General features: G+C 37.2%; 22 protein-coding genes. All 22 read right to left on the reverse strand.

Translation table 11 applies throughout. The annotated features are described in order from the left end of the window. Positions 1 to 651, reverse strand: a complete 651-nt coding sequence (locus tag BLP68_RS00130) for a propanediol/glycerol family dehydratase medium subunit (protein WP_091538532.1) — start codon at positions 649 to 651, stop codon at positions 1 to 3. Between the two features lie 28 nt (positions 652 to 679). Beyond that, positions 680 to 2,344, reverse strand: coding sequence for a propanediol/glycerol family dehydratase large subunit (locus tag BLP68_RS00135; protein WP_091538535.1), 1,665 nt, complete (start codon positions 2,342 to 2,344; stop codon positions 680 to 682). Positions 2,345 to 2,377: 33 nt separating this feature from the next. After that, entirely contained in the window at positions 2,378 to 3,154 is a 777-nt protein-coding gene (pduB, locus tag BLP68_RS00140) for a propanediol utilization microcompartment protein PduB (protein ID WP_091538536.1), read from the reverse strand. Between the two features lie 32 nt (positions 3,155 to 3,186). Next, on the reverse strand, positions 3,187 to 3,459 hold the full coding sequence (gene pduA, locus BLP68_RS00145) for a propanediol utilization microcompartment protein PduA (protein WP_091538539.1): 273 nt from the start codon (positions 3,457 to 3,459) through the stop codon (positions 3,187 to 3,189). Between the two features lie 376 nt (positions 3,460 to 3,835). Then, complete coding sequence (locus BLP68_RS00150) at positions 3,836 to 4,927, reverse strand: response regulator transcription factor (protein ID WP_091538542.1); 1,092 nt, start codon at positions 4,925 to 4,927, stop codon at positions 3,836 to 3,838. Continuing rightward, the gene (locus BLP68_RS00155) at positions 4,920 to 6,170 is read right to left on the reverse strand and encodes a sensor histidine kinase (RefSeq protein ID WP_091538545.1); all 1,251 of its coding nucleotides are present in this window, start codon (positions 6,168 to 6,170) and stop codon (positions 4,920 to 4,922) included. Before BLP68_RS00155 ends, BLP68_RS00150 begins: the two co-directional genes overlap by 8 nt. A 193-nt stretch (positions 6,171 to 6,363) precedes the next feature. Next, positions 6,364 to 6,768 carry an arsenate reductase ArsC gene (locus BLP68_RS00165; protein WP_091538550.1) on the reverse strand — a complete coding sequence of 135 codons (405 nt, stop codon included), beginning with the start codon at positions 6,766 to 6,768 and terminating at the stop codon, positions 6,364 to 6,366. Between the two features lie 191 nt (positions 6,769 to 6,959). Beyond that, entirely contained in the window at positions 6,960 to 7,547 is a 588-nt protein-coding gene (locus tag BLP68_RS00170; RefSeq protein WP_091538553.1) for a thymidine kinase, read from the reverse strand. A 180-nt stretch (positions 7,548 to 7,727) separates the two neighbouring features. Continuing rightward, positions 7,728 to 7,925 (reverse strand): 50S ribosomal protein L31, encoded by a 198-nt coding sequence (gene rpmE / locus BLP68_RS00175; protein WP_091538556.1) that lies wholly within the window; start codon positions 7,923 to 7,925, stop codon positions 7,728 to 7,730. A gap of 133 nt (positions 7,926 to 8,058) precedes the next feature. Then, complete coding sequence (rho, locus tag BLP68_RS00180; protein ID WP_091538559.1) at positions 8,059 to 9,420, reverse strand: transcription termination factor Rho; 1,362 nt, start codon at positions 9,418 to 9,420, stop codon at positions 8,059 to 8,061. A gap of 106 nt (positions 9,421 to 9,526) precedes the next feature. After that, entirely contained in the window at positions 9,527 to 10,486 is a 960-nt protein-coding gene (gene glpX, locus BLP68_RS00185) for a class II fructose-bisphosphatase (RefSeq protein WP_091538561.1), read from the reverse strand. A gap of 88 nt (positions 10,487 to 10,574) precedes the next feature. Beyond that, positions 10,575 to 11,573, reverse strand: a complete 999-nt coding sequence (gene glpX / locus BLP68_RS00190; RefSeq protein ID WP_091538563.1) for a class II fructose-bisphosphatase — start codon at positions 11,571 to 11,573, stop codon at positions 10,575 to 10,577. Between the two features lie 316 nt (positions 11,574 to 11,889). Next, complete coding sequence (gene fabG / locus BLP68_RS00195) at positions 11,890 to 12,630, reverse strand: 3-oxoacyl-ACP reductase FabG (protein WP_091538566.1); 741 nt, start codon at positions 12,628 to 12,630, stop codon at positions 11,890 to 11,892. A 54-nt stretch (positions 12,631 to 12,684) separates the two neighbouring features. Continuing rightward, a complete protein-coding gene (locus BLP68_RS00200; RefSeq protein WP_091538569.1) occupies positions 12,685 to 14,016 on the reverse strand; it encodes an acetyl-CoA hydrolase/transferase family protein in 1,332 nt (443 codons plus the stop codon). A 13-nt stretch (positions 14,017 to 14,029) separates the two neighbouring features. Beyond that, on the reverse strand, positions 14,030 to 15,049 hold the full coding sequence (locus BLP68_RS00205) for a 3-oxoacyl-ACP synthase (protein WP_091538571.1): 1,020 nt from the start codon (positions 15,047 to 15,049) through the stop codon (positions 14,030 to 14,032). A 27-nt stretch (positions 15,050 to 15,076) separates the two neighbouring features. Beyond that, complete coding sequence (locus BLP68_RS00210; RefSeq protein ID WP_176758787.1) at positions 15,077 to 15,883, reverse strand: alpha/beta fold hydrolase; 807 nt, start codon at positions 15,881 to 15,883, stop codon at positions 15,077 to 15,079. 9 nt (positions 15,884 to 15,892) lie between these two features. Next, positions 15,893 to 16,762: an intracellular short-chain-length polyhydroxyalkanoate depolymerase gene (phaZ, locus tag BLP68_RS00215; RefSeq protein WP_091538574.1), complete on the reverse strand. Its 870-nt coding sequence runs from the start codon at positions 16,760 to 16,762 to the stop codon at positions 15,893 to 15,895. Between the two features lie 11 nt (positions 16,763 to 16,773). Continuing rightward, complete coding sequence (locus BLP68_RS00220; protein WP_091538577.1) at positions 16,774 to 17,775, reverse strand: branched-chain amino acid ABC transporter permease; 1,002 nt, start codon at positions 17,773 to 17,775, stop codon at positions 16,774 to 16,776. Beyond that, positions 17,775 to 18,641, reverse strand: a complete 867-nt coding sequence (locus tag BLP68_RS00225) for a branched-chain amino acid ABC transporter permease (protein ID WP_091538580.1) — start codon at positions 18,639 to 18,641, stop codon at positions 17,775 to 17,777. Before BLP68_RS00225 ends, BLP68_RS00220 begins: the two co-directional genes overlap by 1 nt. Before the next feature lie 15 nt (positions 18,642 to 18,656). Continuing rightward, positions 18,657 to 19,364, reverse strand: coding sequence for an ABC transporter ATP-binding protein (locus BLP68_RS00230; protein WP_091538583.1), 708 nt, complete (start codon positions 19,362 to 19,364; stop codon positions 18,657 to 18,659). After that, complete coding sequence (locus tag BLP68_RS00235; RefSeq protein ID WP_091538586.1) at positions 19,348 to 20,118, reverse strand: ABC transporter ATP-binding protein; 771 nt, start codon at positions 20,116 to 20,118, stop codon at positions 19,348 to 19,350. The genes BLP68_RS00230 and BLP68_RS00235 overlap by 17 nt, the downstream gene beginning before the upstream one ends. 30 nt (positions 20,119 to 20,148) lie before the next feature. Beyond that, the gene (locus BLP68_RS00240; protein WP_207647854.1) at positions 20,149 to 21,366 is read right to left on the reverse strand and encodes a substrate-binding domain-containing protein; all 1,218 of its coding nucleotides are present in this window, start codon (positions 21,364 to 21,366) and stop codon (positions 20,149 to 20,151) included. Positions 21,367 to 21,465: the final 99 nt, after the last annotated feature.

The following is a 21,465-nucleotide window of genomic DNA, read 5'->3' on the forward strand; positions in this document are numbered from 1 at the left end:
TTAATAGAACTTCACTTCAAATTCGATAGGCTTAGCATTCATTACTACATGCTCTGTTTCCTTTATATGAAGCAAAGCTGCCTTTGCTTGAAACTTCGGTCTTGCCATCTGATCATTTCTTGTGGGCACCGGATTTGGTGATTCACCCTTAGCATATTTAGCAGCATTTTTACCTATCGCTCTAAAGGTATCTAAGTCCAACAGAGGTGCCTGTGGAAAAAGCTCTAGGTTGTTTAAAGGTAATAAATCTTTTTGGTGAATAACAGTAGTCCCCTTCGATTGAATACCAATTCCTACACCAGAACCACTTAGTTTTGCAGCATCATGGGCCATGAAGGCAACGTCAGATGTTCTCAACACCTTAATTACTCTAGCCTTCAGTCCTTCTTCTTCGATACCTGCAATAACTTGCCTCAATACATCATGATGAGGTACATCTACAATAGTTTTAGTCTGATATTGATTGAAGGCTGGTGCTATTGCAATAACAACTTCATCCTTCCGTGTTCCAGCAGAGGCTGTTCCCTTTTCGACGAATTCCATTTTGCTTTTTTCATTGACAGTTGGTCCACCTGCTTTTGTATCCTCCAGATTAAAACCCTTTAAAACCTCTTCTATCACTTCACGAATTAATTTTTCACTTATGGCCATTTGCTTACACCCCTTTCCTAAGCCTTATTTAACCAATATCCTCTGGTTTAATGGCATTTGATATATTTTTAATTTCATCCCATCTTTCATCACTAATCACATATCCTGTTTTCGGTCCTCTATAGTCATTAGGATCATTGACAGCACTTATTACGTTGAAGTCTTTATCCAAAATTGCTGAGGTGTGAAGATAATCTCCTGCTACCCTCTGCTTCAACATTGAAAGTACGCTATTGGCAACATCCTCATATCCTTTTTTGTAAAGGGCCTTAACTACATCAATTCCAGTAATTCCTCTAGCCATCATTTCTCCAGCAGCCTTTAAGTCTTCTACTACATTTCTATCAGGCATGTCCTTACTTCCATGGGCATATGTGGCAGCTTCAACCTCTTCATCAGTAACCGCTGGAAGACCGAGCTCATCAAATAAAGCTTGTATAACCTTTGCAGCCTTATTTCTAACCTTTATAACAGCCTCTTCAGACACTGGTCTTAAGCCTGCATCTATTTTTAAATCTCTTTGAATAACGTTCCAGTCGTCATAGTCATCTGCATCCCAGTTTGATCCTGCAAACATATTGTCATAGTTAGGAGTAGCACTATAGCCAGAACATACAAAGTCAGTTCCAGGAACCATTTGCATTAGTGATCTAGCCACTCTTCTTAAATCTGAATGGGTAAAGGTTTGATCATTACTGGAGGCACATTCTAAATCTAGCATAGTTGCAATTAAGTTCTCAGCCAATACCGCTCTGATTCCTCCAGGAACCCCTGCAGGTACTCCAATACAACTTACCGATCCATTTTGTGTTCCCTGAGATCCCGCACCCTTAGTTACATATAGGCAACGAGCCTCTAAATAAAGCATTGATTTTCCTTCAGCATAACCCATTTGCACCTCTGAGCCTGTTCCTGAGGTAAATCTCATTTTTAGTCCCCTTGAAGCATAGGCAGAAGCCAAGAAGGCCTTTGAGAAAGGAGTATCATCCCCATCGATGAATACCTGCTCTGTACCATATACAGATACTGTTTCAGCATATGCTGTTAATCCCCTCATACCTAATATTAGTTCAGTAGCTTCCTCAACAGCACATTGTGTTAATATTCCAGGTCTACCAACCTGGGCTCCAACCATAAGGGATAGAGCGTTGAAGGGAGCATATCTGGCAATACCTACTGTTGTTTCTTGCTCATCGAAGCCTCTAACAGCTGCTTCAGCTGCATCTGCAGCAATTTGAACAGGATGATCCTTTAAATTTGTTACGTGACATTGGTTAGATGGAACCCTTCTAGTACGCATCTTACTCATGGCCATCATCATTTCTAAAACTGTTAAATGTCCAACAACCTCTACGATTTTTGCAGGAGTCATGGCGGTTGTTAGCTTTACAATTTCTCCTCTAGGGACATTGATATCCACCAGCATTCTAGCAAGCTCTAAAGAGTCCATTCCCATAACCTCTTCTGCTTTTGCCAAATTAATGCCATGTTCAGCAATAAAATAATCCAGTAAATCAAATTCTTCTCGTTTTTTTCCATCTAGTTCTACAACTTTACCATTTACTATTTTTATACTAGGCTTTGGATCATTCGGGCTATTCATGGCAATAAGACCAACCTCTGCCCATTCCTTTACAAAGCCGTCTTTATTTACAGGTCGTTCGGCTAATACTTGAAAACGTTTTGATTTCATCTACTTTTCCCTCCTTTATCGAATATTCAGGTATTATATATATGGAGTTGTTGCTGGCTTAGGCTCTTCTCCAAGGGTCCCTAAAAGCTTAACCCCAACTTCTCTTGCAGCAATTAGTGATTGTCTTACTGCACCAGAATCTCCACTGATAAATAGAATTACCTCATTTGAGTAGCTTGTTCCACTTGCTGGCGAAGCATATCCAATAACATCTACATTTGCAGATTTTACTGCTGTATCTGCAATGATAACGCCAATTGCAGCAGGTGCTCCTACTATAAGACCAAAGGACTTACCTATAGGTGCATTAAAGGCTTTTTGACAAGCATAGCTTGCTCTAGCAGTGTACTGGAACTCAAGATGACCTGCATCGTTGGCATAAACATCGCCAAAGGTTCTGTCTAGTTCCTTTAAGGTTACTTCAACTGCTCTTCTTGCATCAGAAACATCTTCAGCTCCGAAGATTATTAAGGATCCATGTCCTGCTCCGCCTTTGGTATCTCTAGCAAGCTCTATAGTTACTATTTCTGTGTTTGTAGCTTTTACAGCTTCATCAGCTGCCATTATTTGAGGTCCTGCTCCTGTACGGGCACCGATAATACCTATAGAGCGATATTTTTTGTCTAGCTTCATCATTTCATGAAGACTTGGATCTACATTTGCAATTACCAACCCAATTGTATCGCCAATGGCTGTTCCTACAAATTCTGTCATTCCACAATATTTTTGTTGAGGCTTAGCTTCAGCCTTAGGTTCTTCAACCTTTTTCATAACTTCTTCCATAATCTTTTCAATTAATTGCTCTTTCATTTTTTTACACCTCCACTAATATTCATAGATTCCTATCTAGGTAACATCTTTTCAACGTCTGTATGCGGTCTTGGAATTACATGAACAGAAACAACTTCGCCAACCTTTTCTGCAGCAGCTGCTCCTGCATCAGTAGCAGCCTTTACAGCTCCTACATCGCCTCTAACCATTACTGTAACTAAGCCTGATCCTATTTTTTCATAGCCTACCAGCATTACATTTGCTGCCTTTACCATAGCATCGGCTGCTTCAACAGCACCAACCAAACCCTTTGTTTCTACCATCCCTAATGCTTCCTTGGTCATCTAAAAAGCCCCCTTTTTCATTTTTTTGTGTAGCATTTTGTTTGAAGTCCTTTTTATAAACGTTTTCCTCCGTTTATTTATAAGAACTGATATATGTGTATTTGTAGATTTCTATATTTATTGCTAATTGCCTTGATAGGAATTTGTCCTCTAATGATAAACATTTGTAAGTGTGTATACAGTCTACGGATAATATTTTGTTAAATAGTTATAATTTTCTGTCATTTTATTAGTCAAGGTAATTTATTGCCTTACAAAGATATTTTTTAGTCAAAAAAAGCAAACTTGGGTGACATAATCACCCAAGTTTGTGAATTATGGAAACACAATGCGACGGGGGTCACTTCTAATTGAAGTGACCCCCGTCGCATTTGTATTATATATACCATTTTCCATTTGAAATACGTGTATACTTTCTAATCAAATCCTTCTGCTGAGTTTTGTGATTTCCATTGATATCTCTATATTCTGTGGGTGTCATCCCTACTACCTTTTTGAATACCTTACTAAAGTAATTAGGCTCATTATAGGATAACTCCATTGCGATATTCAATACTGGCATGTCAGACTCAGTAAGTAATTCTTTTGCTCTATCGATTTTTCTTTCCGTAACATAGTTAACGAAATTTATATCAAGCTCTTTCTTAAAGAGCTTACTTAAATAGTGGGGACTTAGGTGTACATATTCAGCAACTTCCTCCAGTGTTATCCCTTTGTGATAGTTCTTTTCTATATAATTTAAGACTGCATTTATTTCATTGTTTTCCTCAACAGCCTTTACATTAATAATTTCTTCGAAAATATAATCTAAAACTACAAAAAGCTTTTCGCCAACATTATATTGATTAATCATTTCAAAGATACCATCATCATATCTATAATTATTAACCCAGTTCAGCCCCTTGTGTTCACAAGCCTCCAGCATTCTTTTTGATATAATCTGTGTATTTATCTTCAATTGGTCTTGGTTTTCTCCATGTTGATAAATTAATTGATTAACAACTTCCTTCATTTTAATCTTTGCGTCTTTATAGTCTTCCATGCGAATCAGCTGAACTAGCTCTTCGATTAACTGTTTCTTTATATCACGTTTAGGGCCCTCTTTCCCTCTATGCTTCTTCACTGCATCTACAATATCTATTGGTCGTGCTGGTTTTAAAATATAATCATTGGCACCTGATTTCAATGCCCTTTGGGCATAAGTAAAATCGTCATAGGCTGATACAATGATTACTACCCTATCTTTATCCTGTCTCTTAATTATCTCTGTAGCCTCAAGTCCATCCATACCCGGCATCCTAATATCCATAATAACCATATCTGGGTTATGCTTTTCACATAATTCAACAGCTTTTTTGCCTGTTGATGCCTCGCCAACAATTAAAATATCATCGTCTTCGTCATTTAGAATGATTTTAAGAGCCTCTCGCTCTAGATATTCATCATCTACTAAAAGTACTTTATACATGTAAAGCTCTCCTCGAATTTATTTTCTTAGGAATTCTAACCTTTACCGTTGTCCCCACTTCAAGTTTGCTTTTTATTTCGATCTTGTATTCTGGTCCATAATGATGGGTTAATCTTTTATTTACATTATTAATGCCAATGCCAATAGAGGTTGTCATTCCCTCAATATCTTTATCTTCGTCAAGAATCATTTTAAGTCTATCCTTTGGAATACCAATTCCATCATCAGATATTTCAATTATAACTTCATCTTCATATGCATAACCTGTAATTTTAATATTTCCATATTCTTCTTTAGGCTCTAATCCATGATTAATTGAATTTTCTACCAGTGATTGTAATATCATTGAAGGTATTAAAATTTTATGAAGGGAATTAGGTATATCTATTTTGTACTGAATCCGTTCGCCAAACCTTACTGACTGTATTTTTAGATATCGTTCGATATGGTCAATTTCATCCTTTAGTTCAACTAGCTTATTAATACTCTTTAGTACATAGCGAAGGATTTCTGCCAATGAATGGACAATTTCTTGTGTCTTTGGCGCCTTTTCAATTAGAGCTAGTCTTCCTACAGTATTTAGTACATTAAATAAAAAGTGTGGATTAACCTGTGATTGTAGGGCTTTAATCTCAGTATCCTTTAAGGCCTTTTCCAGCTCTGCTCTAACCTTTACCTCTTCCATAAGCTTTAGATTTTGTACGTTAAGCTCCTCCTGCATTAATCGCATTACATCCTTTTCAACCATATAATTGGAAACTAAAAACATCATCTGGGCGGCGCCTGAAATTTTATCATATGAAATCAGCGGAATTTCATTATAGGCCTCCATTATTTCTTCATTATCCTTCCAATGATTTGTTTCGTTTATAATATGGTCCAGCCTACTTAATTCACCTTCTTCTATTTTTACCTGCCCAGCCATAATAGACCCCATATATTGTCCATTTATTATGATTGGGATAGCAAAATCTACTAAGCCCGTATGACAACGATAAATATAAGGTTTCTCTTTTCTTGCTGCCTCTAACCCACCATATGCATCTGATCGGTGACAAGCTTCTCGACATTTACCTTCTTCACGAATAAGCTTGCAAAAACGAGAGAAGTTACTGTATTCAGTGACAGGTCTGCCTTTATAATCTACTGTAACTGCGGCTAGTCCAGTTGATCTAGCAAACCCATCTTGTATCTCCTGCAAAATCTCTATGTCAGTAATGTCCCTTAAATGCATTTTCCGCATCACGGTCACCCCTTAAGAAATCTTATTATTCTTTGTCCACATTTTATACTTATTAAAATTGTATCATAAATATTCTCTATTGGTGTTGATTCTCCCTTTAAATATTTTAAAAATTTAAAAAAATTTTTTCCATTTATATTTTTTTGAGTAAAAAAAAGAATCCTTGATGGATTCTCAGATTGCAAAGTAAAAATTATAATTCTCCCTTTTTCACTCGATCGATTAAGAGTTCAACCTTTTTCTTGATTAAGTCTCTAGTATTCCTGAAACCTTCAATCGGTCCACCTGATGGATCTTCTAGTCCCCAATCCTCTTGGTGCTTACAGGGAACAAAGGGGCAGGATACATTACATCCCATAGTAATAAGTATATCTATTTCTGCAGGAATATCACTTAGTAATTTAGGATAATGATCACTCATATCAATTAAGGATTCCTCCATTACCTGGACTGCACCATGCTTTACCTCAGGGTACTCTTCAGTGCCTGCAGAATAGACCTCTAGCACATCTCCTCCTAAATGCTTTGCCCATCCTTCAGCCATTTGAGAACGGCATGAATTATGAACACATACAAATGCAACAACTTTTTTCTTCATAAGGTCACCTCCATATTATTAGATTACCCCATTTAAATTAGCTTTTAGTTAAAAGTATGTAAAATTCAATAAAAAATATTTATTTTCTTTGTTTTTGTATTATATTACTCATTACTCATTGTTCTCATTACTCATTGTCTTCCATTACTCATTTCTCATTTCTCATTTCTCATTACTAATTACTCATTGTTTTATTCTATCACCTCATGGCATTTTCTACACCTTGCTTCATAATCTTCTTTTGCTCCAACCAAAATTATAGGATCTGAATATTTAGCAGGCTGTCCATTTACTAGTCTTTGAGTTCTTGTAGCAGGTAGCTTACACACCATACAAACAGCAGTCAGTTTACTAACATGCTCAGCAATAGACATTAATTGTGGTACAACCTTGAAGGGCTCGGCCCTAAAATCCATATCTAGCCCAGAGCAGATGATTCTTTTTCCTTTATCTGCTTCCAGCTGACACAACTCAACGATTCCTTCATCGAAAAACTGAACCTCATCAATGGCAAGGAGGTCATATTCCTTATCCTTAATATACTCTAATATTTCCTGTGAAGCGTCTACAGCAACACAATCAGCCTGTTTTCCATTGTGGGAGGTGATACTATCCTTATTATATCTATTATCAATTTTAGGCTTAAAGGCCAATACCTTTAGTTCTGCAATTCTGGCTCTATTTATACGTCTTATTAATTCTTCACTTTTCCCTGCATACATCGGACCTACAATAATTTCAATGCTTCCGTTCTTTGAATATTCCATTATATCAACCATTTTAATATCCCCCCAAAAGCCTATTATATAAAAAATCTCAAATTAACAATTCCACAGGAGCATCAAAAAAACCTTCATTTTTATATCAAAATAAAAGCTTTTTTGTCATTTATTCTGAACATGAAAAAATCAAGGTCAGAAGATTTCTGCCGACCTTGATAAAATACTTTATATGGATAATTACATTCCAAATTTCTTCTTGAATTTTTCTACACGTCCACCTTTTTCAACTGATTTTTGCTTACCAGTGAAAAACGGATGACATTCTGAGCAAATTTCTACTCTAATTTCATTTTTAGTAGAACCAGTTCTAAATGTGTTTCCACATGCGCAATGAACTTCTACCTCTTTGTATTCTGGATGAATTTCCTTCTTCATTTTCTTCACCTCTTCTTTCCATATCCCTTATATATAATAAGTATGATTTATATATCAGCACTACTAACTTCTAGGCTAAATTAACTATTACATTATAGCATACAACATGCATAGGTGCAAGGGTATAATTCCATTAAATCTTCTTCTTAAACATATCTACAAACTCGAAATTTGATCTGGTTTCTACCAATGAGCTTATTATTTTTTCAGTAACATCTTGAACACTATTATTACTCATGGCCCTACGAATATTCCATATTGTTTCTAGCTCCAGCTGGTTTAATAATAATTCTTCCCTTCTAGTTCCAGACTTATTAATATCTAATGCAGGGAATATTCTTTTTTCAGACAGCTTTCTATCCAAATGAAGCTCCATGTTGCCTGTCCCTTTAAATTCCTCGAAAATAACATCATCCATTCGACTTCCCGTCTCAATTAGGGCTGTTGCAATAATTGTTAAGCTACCACCATTTTCCAGATTCCTTGCAGCTCCAAAAAACCTTTTTGGTTTATGTAAAGCTCCTGGATCAAGTCCACCTGATAAGGTTCTACCTGTAGGTGGTATTGTAAGGTTATATGCTCTTGCCAGCCTTGTGATACTGTCTAATAGAATAACAACATCCTTACCATGTTCAACAAGTCGCTGAGCACGGTTTAAAACCATCTCTGCAACCTTTATATGATGGCTAGGCAATTCATCAAAGGTAGAATAAACAACATCTCCCTTTATTGATCGTTGCATATCTGTTACTTCCTCAGGTCTTTCATCTATAAGAAGAACAATAATATCTATTTCAGGATAATTGATTGCAATACTATTGGCTATTTTCTGCAGTAATATTGTTTTACCTGCTTTTGGAGGTGCTACAATCATTCCCCGTTGACCCTTTCCAATAGGCGCAATTAAATCTATCAAGCGTGTTGATAGCTCTTTGTTATTTAGTTCAAGATTAATTCTTTCTTGGGGATATATCGGGGTAAGATCCTCGAAATTTGGTCGCTTTGTTGCAGAATCCGGTTCTAATCCATTGATTTTTTTCACATATAGAAGGGCTTTAAATTTCTCACCACTTTTTGGTGATCTTGTTATTCCTGTAATCTTGTCACCTGTTCGCATGTTAAATCGTCTTATTTGAGACGGAGAAATATAGATGTCATCATCACTAGAGAGGTAATTTTCTCTTCTTAAAAAGCCATATCCATCAGCGTGGGTTTCTAATATTCCATCTGCTATATTTGCCTCCTCACCCTCAGGTATTTCATCGTTCAGGTGATCTGGTAGCTGATGATGATTGGTTCTCTTTTCTACCTTTTCTACCTTTTCTTGAATAGGCAATTTTGTTATATTATCATCTTTAGTTGTTGTTTCCTTTTGTTCTTGTATCCATTTGATCAACTCATCTTTTTTATACTTTGTCGTACTCTTTAATCCCATGCCCTTTGCAACTTCTCTTAACTCATTAATTTTCAAGGACACTAAATCTATACTGCTCAATTCAACACCTCCTAAACCTTTCTACAGAAGAAATTAGTTCCTCTGTAATAACGAGATTTTATCATTTTTTCCAATATTAGTCAACTTATTGTTTTATCAACAAAAGTTAGTAAGCATAACTGGGTTTTTTATTAAGCTTATGGATAGTTTCAACAAATCGAATGGTACCAGTTTCTGATCTCATTACAACTGAATGGGTTTTAGCAATTCCCTTTTTAGGATATACTACTCCCTTTAGTAGCTCTCCATCAGAAATTCCTGTTGCTGCAAAGTAAACCTCGTTACCTTTAACTAAATCATCCATATATAATACTTTATCGACATCTATACCCATTTTTATGCATCTATTTTTTTCTTCATCTGTATAAGGTACTAATCGACCTTGAAACTCGCCTCCCATAGACTTTAAAGCTGCAGCAGCAATAACTCCTTCCGGGGCACCACCGATGCCCAATAGTATATCTACTCCTGTGTATTCAAAACAAGTGGCTAATGCAGCAGCCACATCTCCATCTTTAAATAGCTTTATTCTTGCACCTGCATCTCTACATGCCTTAACGATTTCTTCATGCCGAGGCCTATCCAACATAGTTACTGTTAAGTCCCCGATATTTTTATTTAATGCTTCAGCAGTTGCCTTAAGATTTTCATGTATTGGAGCATCCAAGTGTACTTTACCAGCTGCTTTTGGACCAACAGCTATCTTATCCATATACATATCTGGAGCATTTAGAAGGCAGCCTCTTGGCGCCATAGCAACAACAGCAATGGCATTAGGCAACCCCTTTGCCACAGAATTTGTACCTTCAACAGGGTCTACCGCAATATCAACCTTTGTACCACAGGTTCCTACTACTTCGCCTATATATAACATTGGAGCTTCGTCCATCTCGCCTTCTCCAATTACAACCAAACCCTCAATATTAATTGTTTCAAACATTTTTCGCATACCATCTACACCTGCTTGGTCAGCAGCAATTTTGTCGCCTCTACCCATATACTTTGCTGCACCCAAGGCTGCTGTTTCTGTAACCCTTACTAAATCTAAAGCTAAGTTTCTATCCACAAAATTACCTACCTTTCAATGAAAGCTTATGAGTAATTATAATTATTAATAAATAATTGCACATTGCTAATTACTAATTGCTTTATTATTATCTCTTATGCTTTCTCATAACATTTATTAAAGTTTCATTTTTATCTAATCTATGAATAGCCTCCACAAATCGAATAGTACCTGTTTTTCCCCTCATAACTACAGAATGGGTTTGTGCTCTATTGCTTCCTAAATAAAGGACTCCCTTCAAAAGATCCCCTTGAGTAATTCCTGTTGCAGCAAAAAAGCAATCGTCACTACTAACCAGTGCATCTAGATTCAATATTCGGTTAACATCTTCTTCGCTTAAACCTAATTCTTTACATCTAGCCCATTCCTCGTCACTCATAGGATGTAGCATACCCTGCATATCTCCACCTAAGCATTTTAAAGCCACAGCCGCAATAACGCCCTCAGGAGCCCCGCCAATACCCATCAGTATATCTACTCCTGTTTCTTCAAAACCAGTGGCCATTGCCGCTGCCACATCTCCATCGCTAAAAAGCTTAATTCTTGCACCCGCTTCTCTTACCTCTTTAATAATTTCCCCATGGCGTTCTCTATCCTGTATAATTACTGTTACGTCTTCGATATTTTTATCCAAGGCTTTAGCTACAGCCTCTAAGTTTTCCTTTACAGTAGCAGTTATATCAACAACTCCTTTAGCCTTTGGTCCAACAGCAATTTTTTTCATGTATGTATCTGGAGCATGTAGTAAGCAGCCCTTAGGAGCGATTGCCACCACTGCTATTGCATTTGGCAACCCTTTTGCTATTAGGTTAGTACCTTCTAAAGGATCTACTGCTATATCAACCTCTACCTCTTCACCCTCACCACATCCCACTACTTCTCCAATATATAGCATAGGAGCTTCATCTAATTCTCCCTCACCAATCACAACAGTTCCTTTTATAGAAAGCCCTGCAAAAGTGCTTCGCATGCCATCGACTGCAGCTTGGTCAGCACCTTCCTTATCTCCTCTACCCATATAGGAGGCTGAGGCTAATGCTGCTGCTTCTGTAACTCGTACTAATTCTAGCGATAAACTTCTATCCATTTTTACGTTCCTCCTCAATCTACTTAGAACAAAATCATTTCATGCTTTAAAATAATGACAAAATTCTTTATATAACTATTTGTTAAGATAATCAATAGCTAAACTGTTGAAAATTCTTTATATTCCATTAAATAAGCTATACTTTTAATAGTTTGTTCTAACAATATAATATACTATTGTAGATTAATTCTCAACCGTATTATGCCTCATCTCTTTCTATAATATTTTTTCTAAATGAAAAAAGGAAGACATAAAACATTTACCGTTTTACATCCTCCTCATATATATTGGCTATAAGCCATAGGGGAAATTTTTATTATAATACTATTCCACCGTCAACCGAAAGTACTGTTCCTGTTACAAAGCTAGACTCCTCTGATGCTAGGAATAAACATGCATTAGCTATATCATCTGGCTTACCTAATCTATTTAAGGGAGCCTTTTCCTTCATCATAGCAAGCACCTTTTCTGGCATTATTGCAGTCATTTCAGTCTCTATAAAGCCTGGGCAAACAGCATTGACATTTACATTTTTTCTTCCTAGTTCTTTAGCCAAAGACTTTGTCATCCCAATTACTCCTGACTTAGTTGCAGCGTAGTTTGTTTGACCAAAATTTCCGTATAGTCCAACTACCGAGGAGATATTAATAATTTTCCCATACTCCTTTGTCCTCATGATATTAACTGCGGCCTTCGAGCAATTATATACACCTGTTAGGTTTACATTTATTACGTTATCCCACTGATCATCTGACATTTTATAAAGCTGAGCATCAGCTGTTATACCAGCATTATTAACTAATATATCTACAGTTCCTAAATCTTCAACTACTTTTGTAAATACCTCTTGTACTTGAGATCTATTTGTAACATCCATCACATATCCATAAACCTCACTGTATTTTTCCTTCATTTCAGTAATGGTTTTTTCTAAACCATCTCCGCTCCGGTCAATAAGAACAACCTTTGCGCCCTCTGAAGCATATTTTTCTGCTATAGCTCTTCCTAAACCTCTAGTTGAACCTGTAACAACCGCTACTTTATCCTTTAACCGCATTATATAACCTCCTTGTATTGATTTCTTTATCTCCTGTCACCTCTGTCACTCTGTCTACCAAATACCATGTTGCTTTGCTTGGAATTTCAATTCATCCCTGAAGTCTGGGTGGGCTATGCTAATTAGCCTTTCAACCCTTTCCTTAATAGATCGACCCCGAAGCCTAACAATGCCGTGCTCTGTTACAACATAATCTACATCATTTCTGGAAAGACTTACTGCAGCACCTTGCTTAAGCATAGGAACAATTTTAGAGATTGTAGACCTTCCTCCTGCTTCATTTTTTACAGTGGTTGTAGAGTATAGGGCAATGAAGGATTTCCCTTCTGGAGAGTTCTGAGCTCCTACTGCTGTGTCTGTCTGCCCTCCAGTTCCAGAAAACTGCATGGGTCCAATTGATTCAGAAGCACACTGACCAAATAAATCCACCTCCAGTGAAGTATTGATAGAAACCATCTTATGATTTTGGCCAATAATATATGGGTTATTGGTCCATTTGCCATATCTAAAAACTACAGATGGATTATCATCTATAAAATCATAAAGCCTTTGACTACCCAAAGCAAAGGTTGCTACTGTTTGACCTCTGTATATGGTTTTATGGGAATTATCTACTGCACCCCACTGAATTAGATCCACCATACCATCCGTAAACATTTCAGTGTGAATTCCTAAGTGTTTTTTAATTTTTAGAGCTTCTGCCACAGCATTGGGTATGCCTCCAATGCCTAGCTGAATGGTTGATCCATCCTCCACCATCTCAGCAATATAGTTTCCAATTATTCTATCCTTCTCATTTATTGGAACTTCCGGCAGTGTTGGCAATTCATAGGATGACTCTACAACTATATCAATCTCACTGATGTGGACCAATGTATCTCCAAAGGTCCTTGGCAAATTGGGATTAACAACAGCTATAACATAGGCTCCCTCTTCGATAGCCTGCCGCTCATAGGTAGTACCCAAGGAAAGGCTTAAATATCCGTGTTTGTCCATTGAAGCACAGGTGCAAAGAAGGACAAGCCGCCTATCATCCCTTGCATATAGTCTTTTGGTAAAAGAGTTATGGAGGTGCTGTGGGGCAAAGGATACATTACCTGTGCTATGGGCTTTTCTCATGACAGGAGAATAGAACCAGCCCGCCGTAAAAATTGTATCTGCATACTCAGGATTCTTAATGAATTCATAATCCTTCATAGGTAGGCAATTGCTCAGTTCACATCCCCTTACTCCATAATCTCTAATCCTATGAAGCTCTTCTAACAAAGGAATAGGTTCACTTCCTGCCATGGCTGCTATAATAAAATCATTAGATTTAATGGTTCTTAATGCACCATCTATACTTTTAATCTTACCTTTATAAATTTCTTTAGCATTACTGGTCATATGCACCCCTCCTTTATGAATTCCCCCACTTGATTGTACAAGCATCCCAAGCATAGCCTATACCTGCGCTAACCCAAACTACAATGCTGCCATCTTTGATTTTTTCTTCATTCAAAGCAAGGGATGTGGAAAGAATCTGATCTATTTGTCCTATGTGTCCATAATCTCTTAAATAAATGGATTTGTCTAAGCCTAGCCCAAGCTCATTCATAACATATTCATGGGCAGATGGCTTCATATGAAGCATGGCCACATAGTCAATATCTTTTCTGCTGAAGCCACTTGCACTTAAACTATCATCAATTGCCTTTAAAAAATTCGGCATGCTTTTTTCACCTAAGCCGTTTTTCATATGCTGGGGATCTAAAACATCTAATGATTTCAGCCCATATTCTATGTTCTCCTTAGTTAATGGATTAATTGTGCCCCCATATTTAACTGCAACATCCCTTGCAAATGAACCGTCTGTAATAATCCTTGATTCAAGTAACAGGTTTTTCCCGTAGTTCTTCTTAAGCAAAATAGCTCCACCACCTGCAGCAAGGTTAAACATAAAGGTGACTCTGTCATTTTTATAGTCAATAAAATCACCATTTCTATATCCACCAGCTATCAATATTGTATTTATGCTGGGGTCTGACATCATAAGGGATTTGGCAAGCTTCATGGCTACTACTGCTGTACCACACCTTTGAGCAACATCAAAGGCCCATGCATTATAGGCTCCAATAGCCTCTTGAATATATATCCCAGTTGTAGTTAAGGGATATTCCTTATGCTCTTCACCAATAGAAATTATTACATCAATATCTAAAGGATTTGTGTTTGTTTTATTTAAGCAATCTTGAGCTGCCCTTACCCCCATTTCCATAGTGCCATCATCTACACCAGGAATAGGTTTTTTATTGAATCCAAACTTATTCTTAATAACATCAACAGGGATTCCAGATTGTTGGGCGATTTCTTCTGCTGTTTCATAGGTTTCTGGAATATAAAGGCCCATACCTACAATTCCAACATGTATATCCTTCATGACATTACCTCCTAATGGAATTACCTACTAGTCATTAATAGCTAAAAATCCCAATACAATTAGTATAAACTCTTCCATTTTTTCATAGCATGAGGCATGACCAGCCTCAGGTATAATAATGAATTTGGAATCTTTTATCCCTTCATGAATTAATAGTAATTCATGGTAAGGGGTTATTATATCTTTGTCAGAGGCAATAACTAGAGTGGGTACCTCTATACCTGTCAGGTGTTGAACTATATCGTAATCTCCATGGCTAGAGGAAAGTCTAAGGTATCGTTCAAACCATTCTGCCGTCAGTATTTTACTAAATAGCTCTTCTCTATCCTTCAGCCACTTCCAATTTTTTTCATAGAAGGTATCAGAATATATCAAGGGCATCGCTAGTCTGAAAAACTTTTTTCCATCCTTCAGCTTAGCTGCTTCATCCCATGATTCACCTATAGCTATTAAATATTGAGTGAGTCTTGCCATTGTATTGGCTAAAATTAAGGTCTCAAGCATATGTGGATAGGTTAAAGCAAAAAGCATTGATACTTGCCCCCCATAGGAAATTCCCATTAGGTTACACTTTGCTATTCCTAAATGTTCAAGTAAGCCCTTTAAGTCCTCAACATGTTGACTAATTGTATATGTCACTGGTGAAGACTGGGACTTCCCTTGATCTCTAAAATCAACATTTAAAACCCTATAGCCTGCTTTAGTAAAGGAGGGCAAAAGCCCTCCCCAGCTTTCTGCACTCATCATGATTCCATTTAGAATAACCAGTACTCTATCACCGTCACCAGTTATCTTATAAAAAATATCTACACCGTTTATTTTTACCTCTGGCATCATATCACCTTATTCTTTTATAAAGTTTATTATTTTTTCAGCTAATAGCTCCGGACAATCCACCATAGGGGAATGACCACTATTTTTTAGTATTTCCAGTCCAGCGTTTACTCCAATTGCTTTAACTGTTTCCTCCACCATATCTTTTGCAACTACAAGATCACTGTCACCCCAGAGGGCTAAAACAGGGATATTTATGCTTTTAATACTCTCTTCCAAATTGAAGTTAGCTAATGCCCAATCTATATCCACTAAATTTCTTTGTTCGAAGGTTGCGTTTAAAAACATTTTGTAATCATCCTCTTCAGGTTTTTTATGGACATAAATTAAGGCATCCCAAATCTGTCTCATTAGATCATAATCTTTATTTTCTATTGCATTAAGGGCAGGAATTACCTGAATTGGATCCTGTGCCATTTCCTCTTTAGTATTATAAACCTCACCTATTATAGGCTGACCATTTTCATCCTTCTTATATAGTGGATATCCTTTATATGAAACTGAGCTTATTAATACAAGCCTTTCTATAATCTCGGGATACAATATTGCCAGCTCCATTGCCACTCCACCGCCAGTAGACCATCCTACCACAACTAAATTTTCCAGCATTTTTTGATCAATTAATTCTTTAACATCCTCTGCCAGCTCCTTAAGTGAATTAAAGGGTCTATTATAGGTGGATTTGCCCATGCCCCTTAAATCAACAGCATATAGATGATGCTCTTCTGAAAGTGAATCCATTATCGGCTCCCAGTGCTTAGAAGAGGACATATTACCATGAATTAAAAGAATAGTCTTTTCACCCTCACCTGCTTCCCTATAAAAAAGTGTATCTCCACCCTTTACTTCAATAGTTCCATAGCTTAATCTTTTCAACATATTCAATCCTCCTATAGGCCTTTTTCTATGGCCTTAGTATTTTTCTTGGTTCTTCTCTCTTTCATATACTTATTCCATAATCCTACAAAGCCCTCTGGCATAAATAGTACAACAATTACATACATAGCACCGAAGAATAATAACCATCTTTCAAATATAGGATGAACAGATCGAAGATTTAAAAGATAATTTTGAACTGCATTTACAAATGCGCTTCCAACGATGGCTCCGTATAGGGTTCCTGTACCACCCACCAAAGTAATTAATAATGCATTTAGCGTTTGCTGCACACTCAAAAGATCTGTGTTGGCAAATCGATTTAATATACCAAACATTATTCCAGCAAGACCAGAAGCAATACCTGCCACCTGTAAGCCAATCAGTTTATATTTTGAAGTTTCATAGCCTAAAAATTCGGCCCTTTGTTCATTTTCTCTTATGGCCATCAATACTCTGCCTGTTGGAGATAATATAAATTGTCTTAATACAACGGTCATTATTATTAAAAATATTAAGGCGTAATAGTAAAAGCCTATTCTATCTCTAAACACATCTGGAATTTTAAAGGGTAATCCATCAGCACCCATTGTTACACTTCTCCAGCGTTCTGCAATATTCCTGACAATTTCGCCAAGAGCCAATGTAATCATGGCAGCGGCTATAACTCCACCACCCCTCAGAACTATTTTTCCCATAATATAAGCAGCTAAAGAACAAAACACAACTGTGACAATCACTGCCATTCCAAATACAACAAGGTTGTTTCCAAAGTTGGTGAAAAATATTCCTGCAATATAGGCACCACTACCAAAGAATAATGCATGACCTAAATTAATAAAGCCAGTATAGCCTCTTAGTATGTCATAGCTCATACCATAAACAGCCAGTATAAAGATTCGACTGATAAGAGTAATTGTAGACAGCTTAGAAAAATGTGGAATAATACTTAGTACAACCAGTAACACACCTAATGCTAGAAATGTTTTCTTATCCATGTTATTCAAAAGCTTCATTATTTCTTCACCGCCAATCCAAATAATCCGCTTGGTTTAAATGCCAATACAGCAGCCATTAAAGTTACATTTGCTACAACTGCCAAGGATGGTGCATACCATGCAACGGCTGCTCCCATTAAACCTAAAAATACACTTCCTGCAGCAGAGCCTATAAAGCTACCCATTCCTCCAATTACAACAACTATAAAGGCTAATACCTGATTATGCATTCCTGCTGTAGAGCTTATGCTTCCAACAAGGGGGGCATATAGTGCTCCTCCTAGTCCTGCAAGGGCTGCTCCTGCTGCAAATACCAGAGTAAAATAAAGTTTTATATTTATTCCTAGTGCCTGAACCATATCTGGTCTTTGTACACCTGCCCTAATAACCATGCCTATCTTAGTTTTGTTTAGTAATATGTGAATACCAATGGCAATTAATGCTCCAACAACAATAAGGAAAACTCTATACTGAACAATGGTTACCCCACCAATTGACCAAGTACCAGCTAAATAACTGGGCCTTGCCACATTAATAGGAGAAGCACCCCAAAACAATCTAACTAAATCGGTAAAAATAACCTGTAGTCCTAATGTAATTAGGATTTGTGCAGGTACATTACCGTATACTCGACTTACGAAAAACTTTTCAAAGAATACTCCCAATGCAAATACAATTAAAATTGAAGCTAAAATTCCTAAAACAAAGCTATTTGTCAAGGTATAAATCCATACAAAGGAGTAGCCTCCCCAGAGGAACAAAGTACCGTGGGTAAAGTTAACTACACCCATCAGCCCTAGGATAATGGACAACCCTGATGCCATAAGAAAAATCAAAGCTCCTTCGGCTAATCCGTTTATTAATAATGTTATAAATATATCCATAGTATCCTATCCTCCTTATATAACTCCTAGATGCTTTCTCTGTAGCTCAGTATCTTCAATTAATTCCTTAATTGTGCCTTCATCAACGGTTTTCCCTTCGTCAATCATATAATATCTTTCTGCTACGGCACATGCTAAGGCAAAGTTTTGCTCAACCAATAAAATGGTGGTGCTCTTACTGATTTCCTTAAGTGCCAGTGCTAGTCTTTCAATTACCACTGGGGCCAGCCCCTTACTGGGTTCATCAATTAAGATGATTTTGTTTTCATTAACTAATGCTCTTGAAATAGAAAGCATTTGTCGTTGACCACCACTTAGGGTTTTTGCTAATCTTTTATAAGCCACTTTTAAGTCTGGAAATAGGTCTAGAACATAGTCCCTCTTTTCAAGAGTGGGCTTATCTTCCTTCCACATGGCAATTTTAAGGTTTTCTTCAATTGTTAATTCATCAAACACACCATAATCCTCTGGAACGTAGCCTATACCCATTTTTGCTATTTCATAGGTTGGTTTACCTACAATTGATTCTCCATCCAATTTGATTGATCCACTTCTGGTATTAACTAAACCCATGATGGTTCTTAAAAAGGTTGTTTTTCCTGCTCCATTTCTTCCCAACAGAGCTACGGCCTCACCTTGGTGAATTTCTACAGAAACCCCCTGTAAAATGGTGTATAACCCTATATAGGATACTAAATCCTCTGCTTTAAGTAGTGGGTTCATTTAAAACGCCTCCTCCTAGATAAGCCTTTAGCACTTCAGGGTTTCTTGAAACCTCTTCTGGGTCACCCTCAACTAGCTTAGCTCCATTGACAATAATAATTAATTGATCTGATAAGGTCTTAACCATATCCATTTTGTGCTCAATTAAAATAATTGTTGTACCCTTTTTCTTTGTTCTTCTTAATATATCAATCATGGTGGGAACTTCCTCTATAGACATACCTGCTGTAGGCTCATCCAATAGCAGCACCTCCGGCTCTAATGCTAAAACCATTCCTAGCTCCAGCTTCCTCTGTTCACCATGACTTAATTCTCCTGCCAAGAAATCCTTTTTATCCTTTAAAAGAACTTCCTCTAAAATTTCTTCAGTTTTTTCATTAAGACTCTTGAACCTTCTATGATCAGTAAAAATTTTATAGCCAACCTCTTCATGGGCCTGCATAGCAAGCCTAACATTCTCATAGGTTGTAAGCCTTGAAAATACATTGGTTAGCTGAAAGGACCTTCCCATTCCCATTTTAACTCTTTCAACAGGGGACAGACCTGTAACGTCTGTCCCTTTGAAAAAGATTTTACCTTCGGTGGGCTTTAATAGTCCACTTATTAGATTAAATAGTGTTGTTTTTCCAGCACCATTTGGTCCAAGAATAGTTGTAAACAAGCCTTTTTCAAGAGAAATGCTGACACCATTAACTGCTTTATGGGCTCCGAAGCTAATGCTTAAATTTTCTGTTCGAATTAATGTTTCTGCCATGTTATACATCCTTTCTTCTAACAAGGTTTTCTATCTTTTAGCATCAGCTGGTACACTAATTGGTGGTGCAATATCTTCTGCTGGAATCACACGCAGGAGCTTTGGAATAGGATGATCTGAACCCTCCGTCAGTTCAATTTCAAATAAAGGCTGAATTGCCTGATGATCATCTTCTCTAAAGTAACGCTTTCCTGTTGGACTTTCAAATTCCATACCTCTTAATGCTTCAATTAATGCTTCTGTATCTGTATTTCCACCAGTCTTTTCTAAAGCAGTAACAACTGCAATAGCCGCTGCCATCCCACCGGATGTAAAAATATCTGGAGGAGCATTATATTTTTCTTTATGATTTTCTACCAGCCAATCATTTACTGGGTTTTCTGGTACACTATTGTAATATACAGTGAATCCAGTCATACCCACCATTGGTGACATAGACCTTAATGCTGCTATTTCTGGTGCTCCAGTTGTTATTTGTATACCATACTGCTCTAGGTTAAGCTCCATCAACTGACTCCAAGGATTATTGGCCCCTGCCCAAATAACATATACATAATCAGGAGCTGCTTCTCTAATTCTTAGAATGTAGGATGTAAAATCTGTAGTCTCAGCAGGAGGGAACTCCTGTTGAATTAAGTCTCCACCTTTATCTGCTAAAGCTTGCACAAATGGGTCCACCATTGCTCTACCAAAGGCACTATCTGGTGCTAAGGTTGCTACCTTTGCGCCAGGCTTATTGGTTGTGATTACATCCGCCATAGCTGCAGCATCCTGTGCTGAGTTTCTTCCGGTACGGAATATATACCTATTCCAGCTTGGACCTGTTAAAAAGTCTGCGGCGGCTGGTTCAATCATTAGAATCTTTTGGAATTCCTCTGCAAGCTCTAATATTGCAAAAGCATCTGAAGAGGAGGCTGGACCAACGATTAAATCTACTTTCTCTTCATCCAGTAGCTTAATAGCCCTCTCCCTTGCAACCTCTGGCACAGTTGTCGTGTCTTCCCAAATCACTTCTATCTTTCTTCCTGCCACCTCCATGGTTCCATCAGTAGCATACTCTAGCCCAAGCATAAAGCCTTTTTGCATTTGATCACCATAATCCTGTAATGCACCACTTAAGGAAGTCAAGCCCCCTATTTTAATTGGGCCAGTTTCATCACCTGCTGTATCACTGCTGCCACAGCCAGTTAAGAACATTACTGCTGTCATCATAATAACTAAAAGTAATGATAATGCTTTTCTACTCAAAGTGTATTCCCCCTTAATTTTTTAATTTCTTTTTTTATATAATTATTACTGCACCCTATATATAAGCAAGGCCTATGCCAAAATATAAAAATTGCTATT

The organism is Alkaliphilus peptidifermentans DSM 18978, assembly GCF_900101495.1.
In the GTDB taxonomy this organism is placed as follows: Bacteria; Bacillota; Clostridia; order Peptostreptococcales; family Natronincolaceae; genus Alkaliphilus_C; species Alkaliphilus_C peptidifermentans.

Coding starts and splice junctions, on each gene's coding strand:
- BLP68_RS00210 (WP_176758787.1), bottom strand. CDS start 15,883: ATGCCAGAGGTAAAAATAAACGGTGTAGATATTTTTTATAAGATAACT.
- BLP68_RS00165 (WP_091538550.1), bottom strand. CDS start 6,768: ATGAAGAAAAAAGTTGTTGCATTTGTATGTGTTCATAATTCATGCCGT.
- phaZ (WP_091538574.1), bottom strand. CDS start 16,762: ATGTTGAAAAGATTAAGCTATGGAACTATTGAAGTAAAGGGTGGAGAT.
- pduA (WP_091538539.1), bottom strand. CDS start 3,459: ATGACCAAGGAAGCATTAGGGATGGTAGAAACAAAGGGTTTGGTTGGT.
- BLP68_RS00200 (WP_091538569.1), bottom strand. CDS start 14,016: ATGACCAGTAATGCTAAAGAAATTTATAAAGGTAAGATTAAAAGTATA.
- BLP68_RS00130 (WP_091538532.1), bottom strand. CDS start 651: ATGGCCATAAGTGAAAAATTAATTCGTGAAGTGATAGAAGAGGTTTTA.
- BLP68_RS00135 (WP_091538535.1), bottom strand. CDS start 2,344: ATGAAATCAAAACGTTTTCAAGTATTAGCCGAACGACCTGTAAATAAA.
- BLP68_RS00230 (WP_091538583.1), bottom strand. CDS start 19,364: ATGAACCCACTACTTAAAGCAGAGGATTTAGTATCCTATATAGGGTTA.
- fabG (WP_091538566.1), bottom strand. CDS start 12,630: ATGCGGTTAAAGGATAAAGTAGCGGTTGTTACAGGTTCAACTAGAGGT.
- BLP68_RS00170 (WP_091538553.1), bottom strand. CDS start 7,547: ATGGTTGATATAATGGAATATTCAAAGAACGGAAGCATTGAAATTATT.
- BLP68_RS00155 (WP_091538545.1), bottom strand. CDS start 6,170: ATGCGGAAAATGCATTTAAGGGACATTACTGACATAGAGATTTTGCAG.
- BLP68_RS00235 (WP_091538586.1), bottom strand. CDS start 20,118: ATGGCAGAAACATTAATTCGAACAGAAAATTTAAGCATTAGCTTCGGA.
- BLP68_RS00220 (WP_091538577.1), bottom strand. CDS start 17,775: ATGAAGCTTTTGAATAACATGGATAAGAAAACATTTCTAGCATTAGGT.
- glpX (WP_091538563.1), bottom strand. CDS start 11,573: ATGGATAGAAGTTTATCGCTAGAATTAGTACGAGTTACAGAAGCAGCA.
- BLP68_RS00205 (WP_091538571.1), bottom strand. CDS start 15,049: ATGAAGGATATACATGTTGGAATTGTAGGTATGGGCCTTTATATTCCA.
- BLP68_RS00150 (WP_091538542.1), bottom strand. CDS start 4,927: ATGTATAAAGTACTTTTAGTAGATGATGAATATCTAGAGCGAGAGGCT.
- pduB (WP_091538536.1), bottom strand. CDS start 3,154: ATGAAAGAGCAATTAATTGAAAAGATTATGGAAGAAGTTATGAAAAAG.
- BLP68_RS00225 (WP_091538580.1), bottom strand. CDS start 18,641: ATGGATATATTTATAACATTATTAATAAACGGATTAGCCGAAGGAGCT.
- rpmE (WP_091538556.1), bottom strand. CDS start 7,925: ATGAAGAAGGAAATTCATCCAGAATACAAAGAGGTAGAAGTTCATTGC.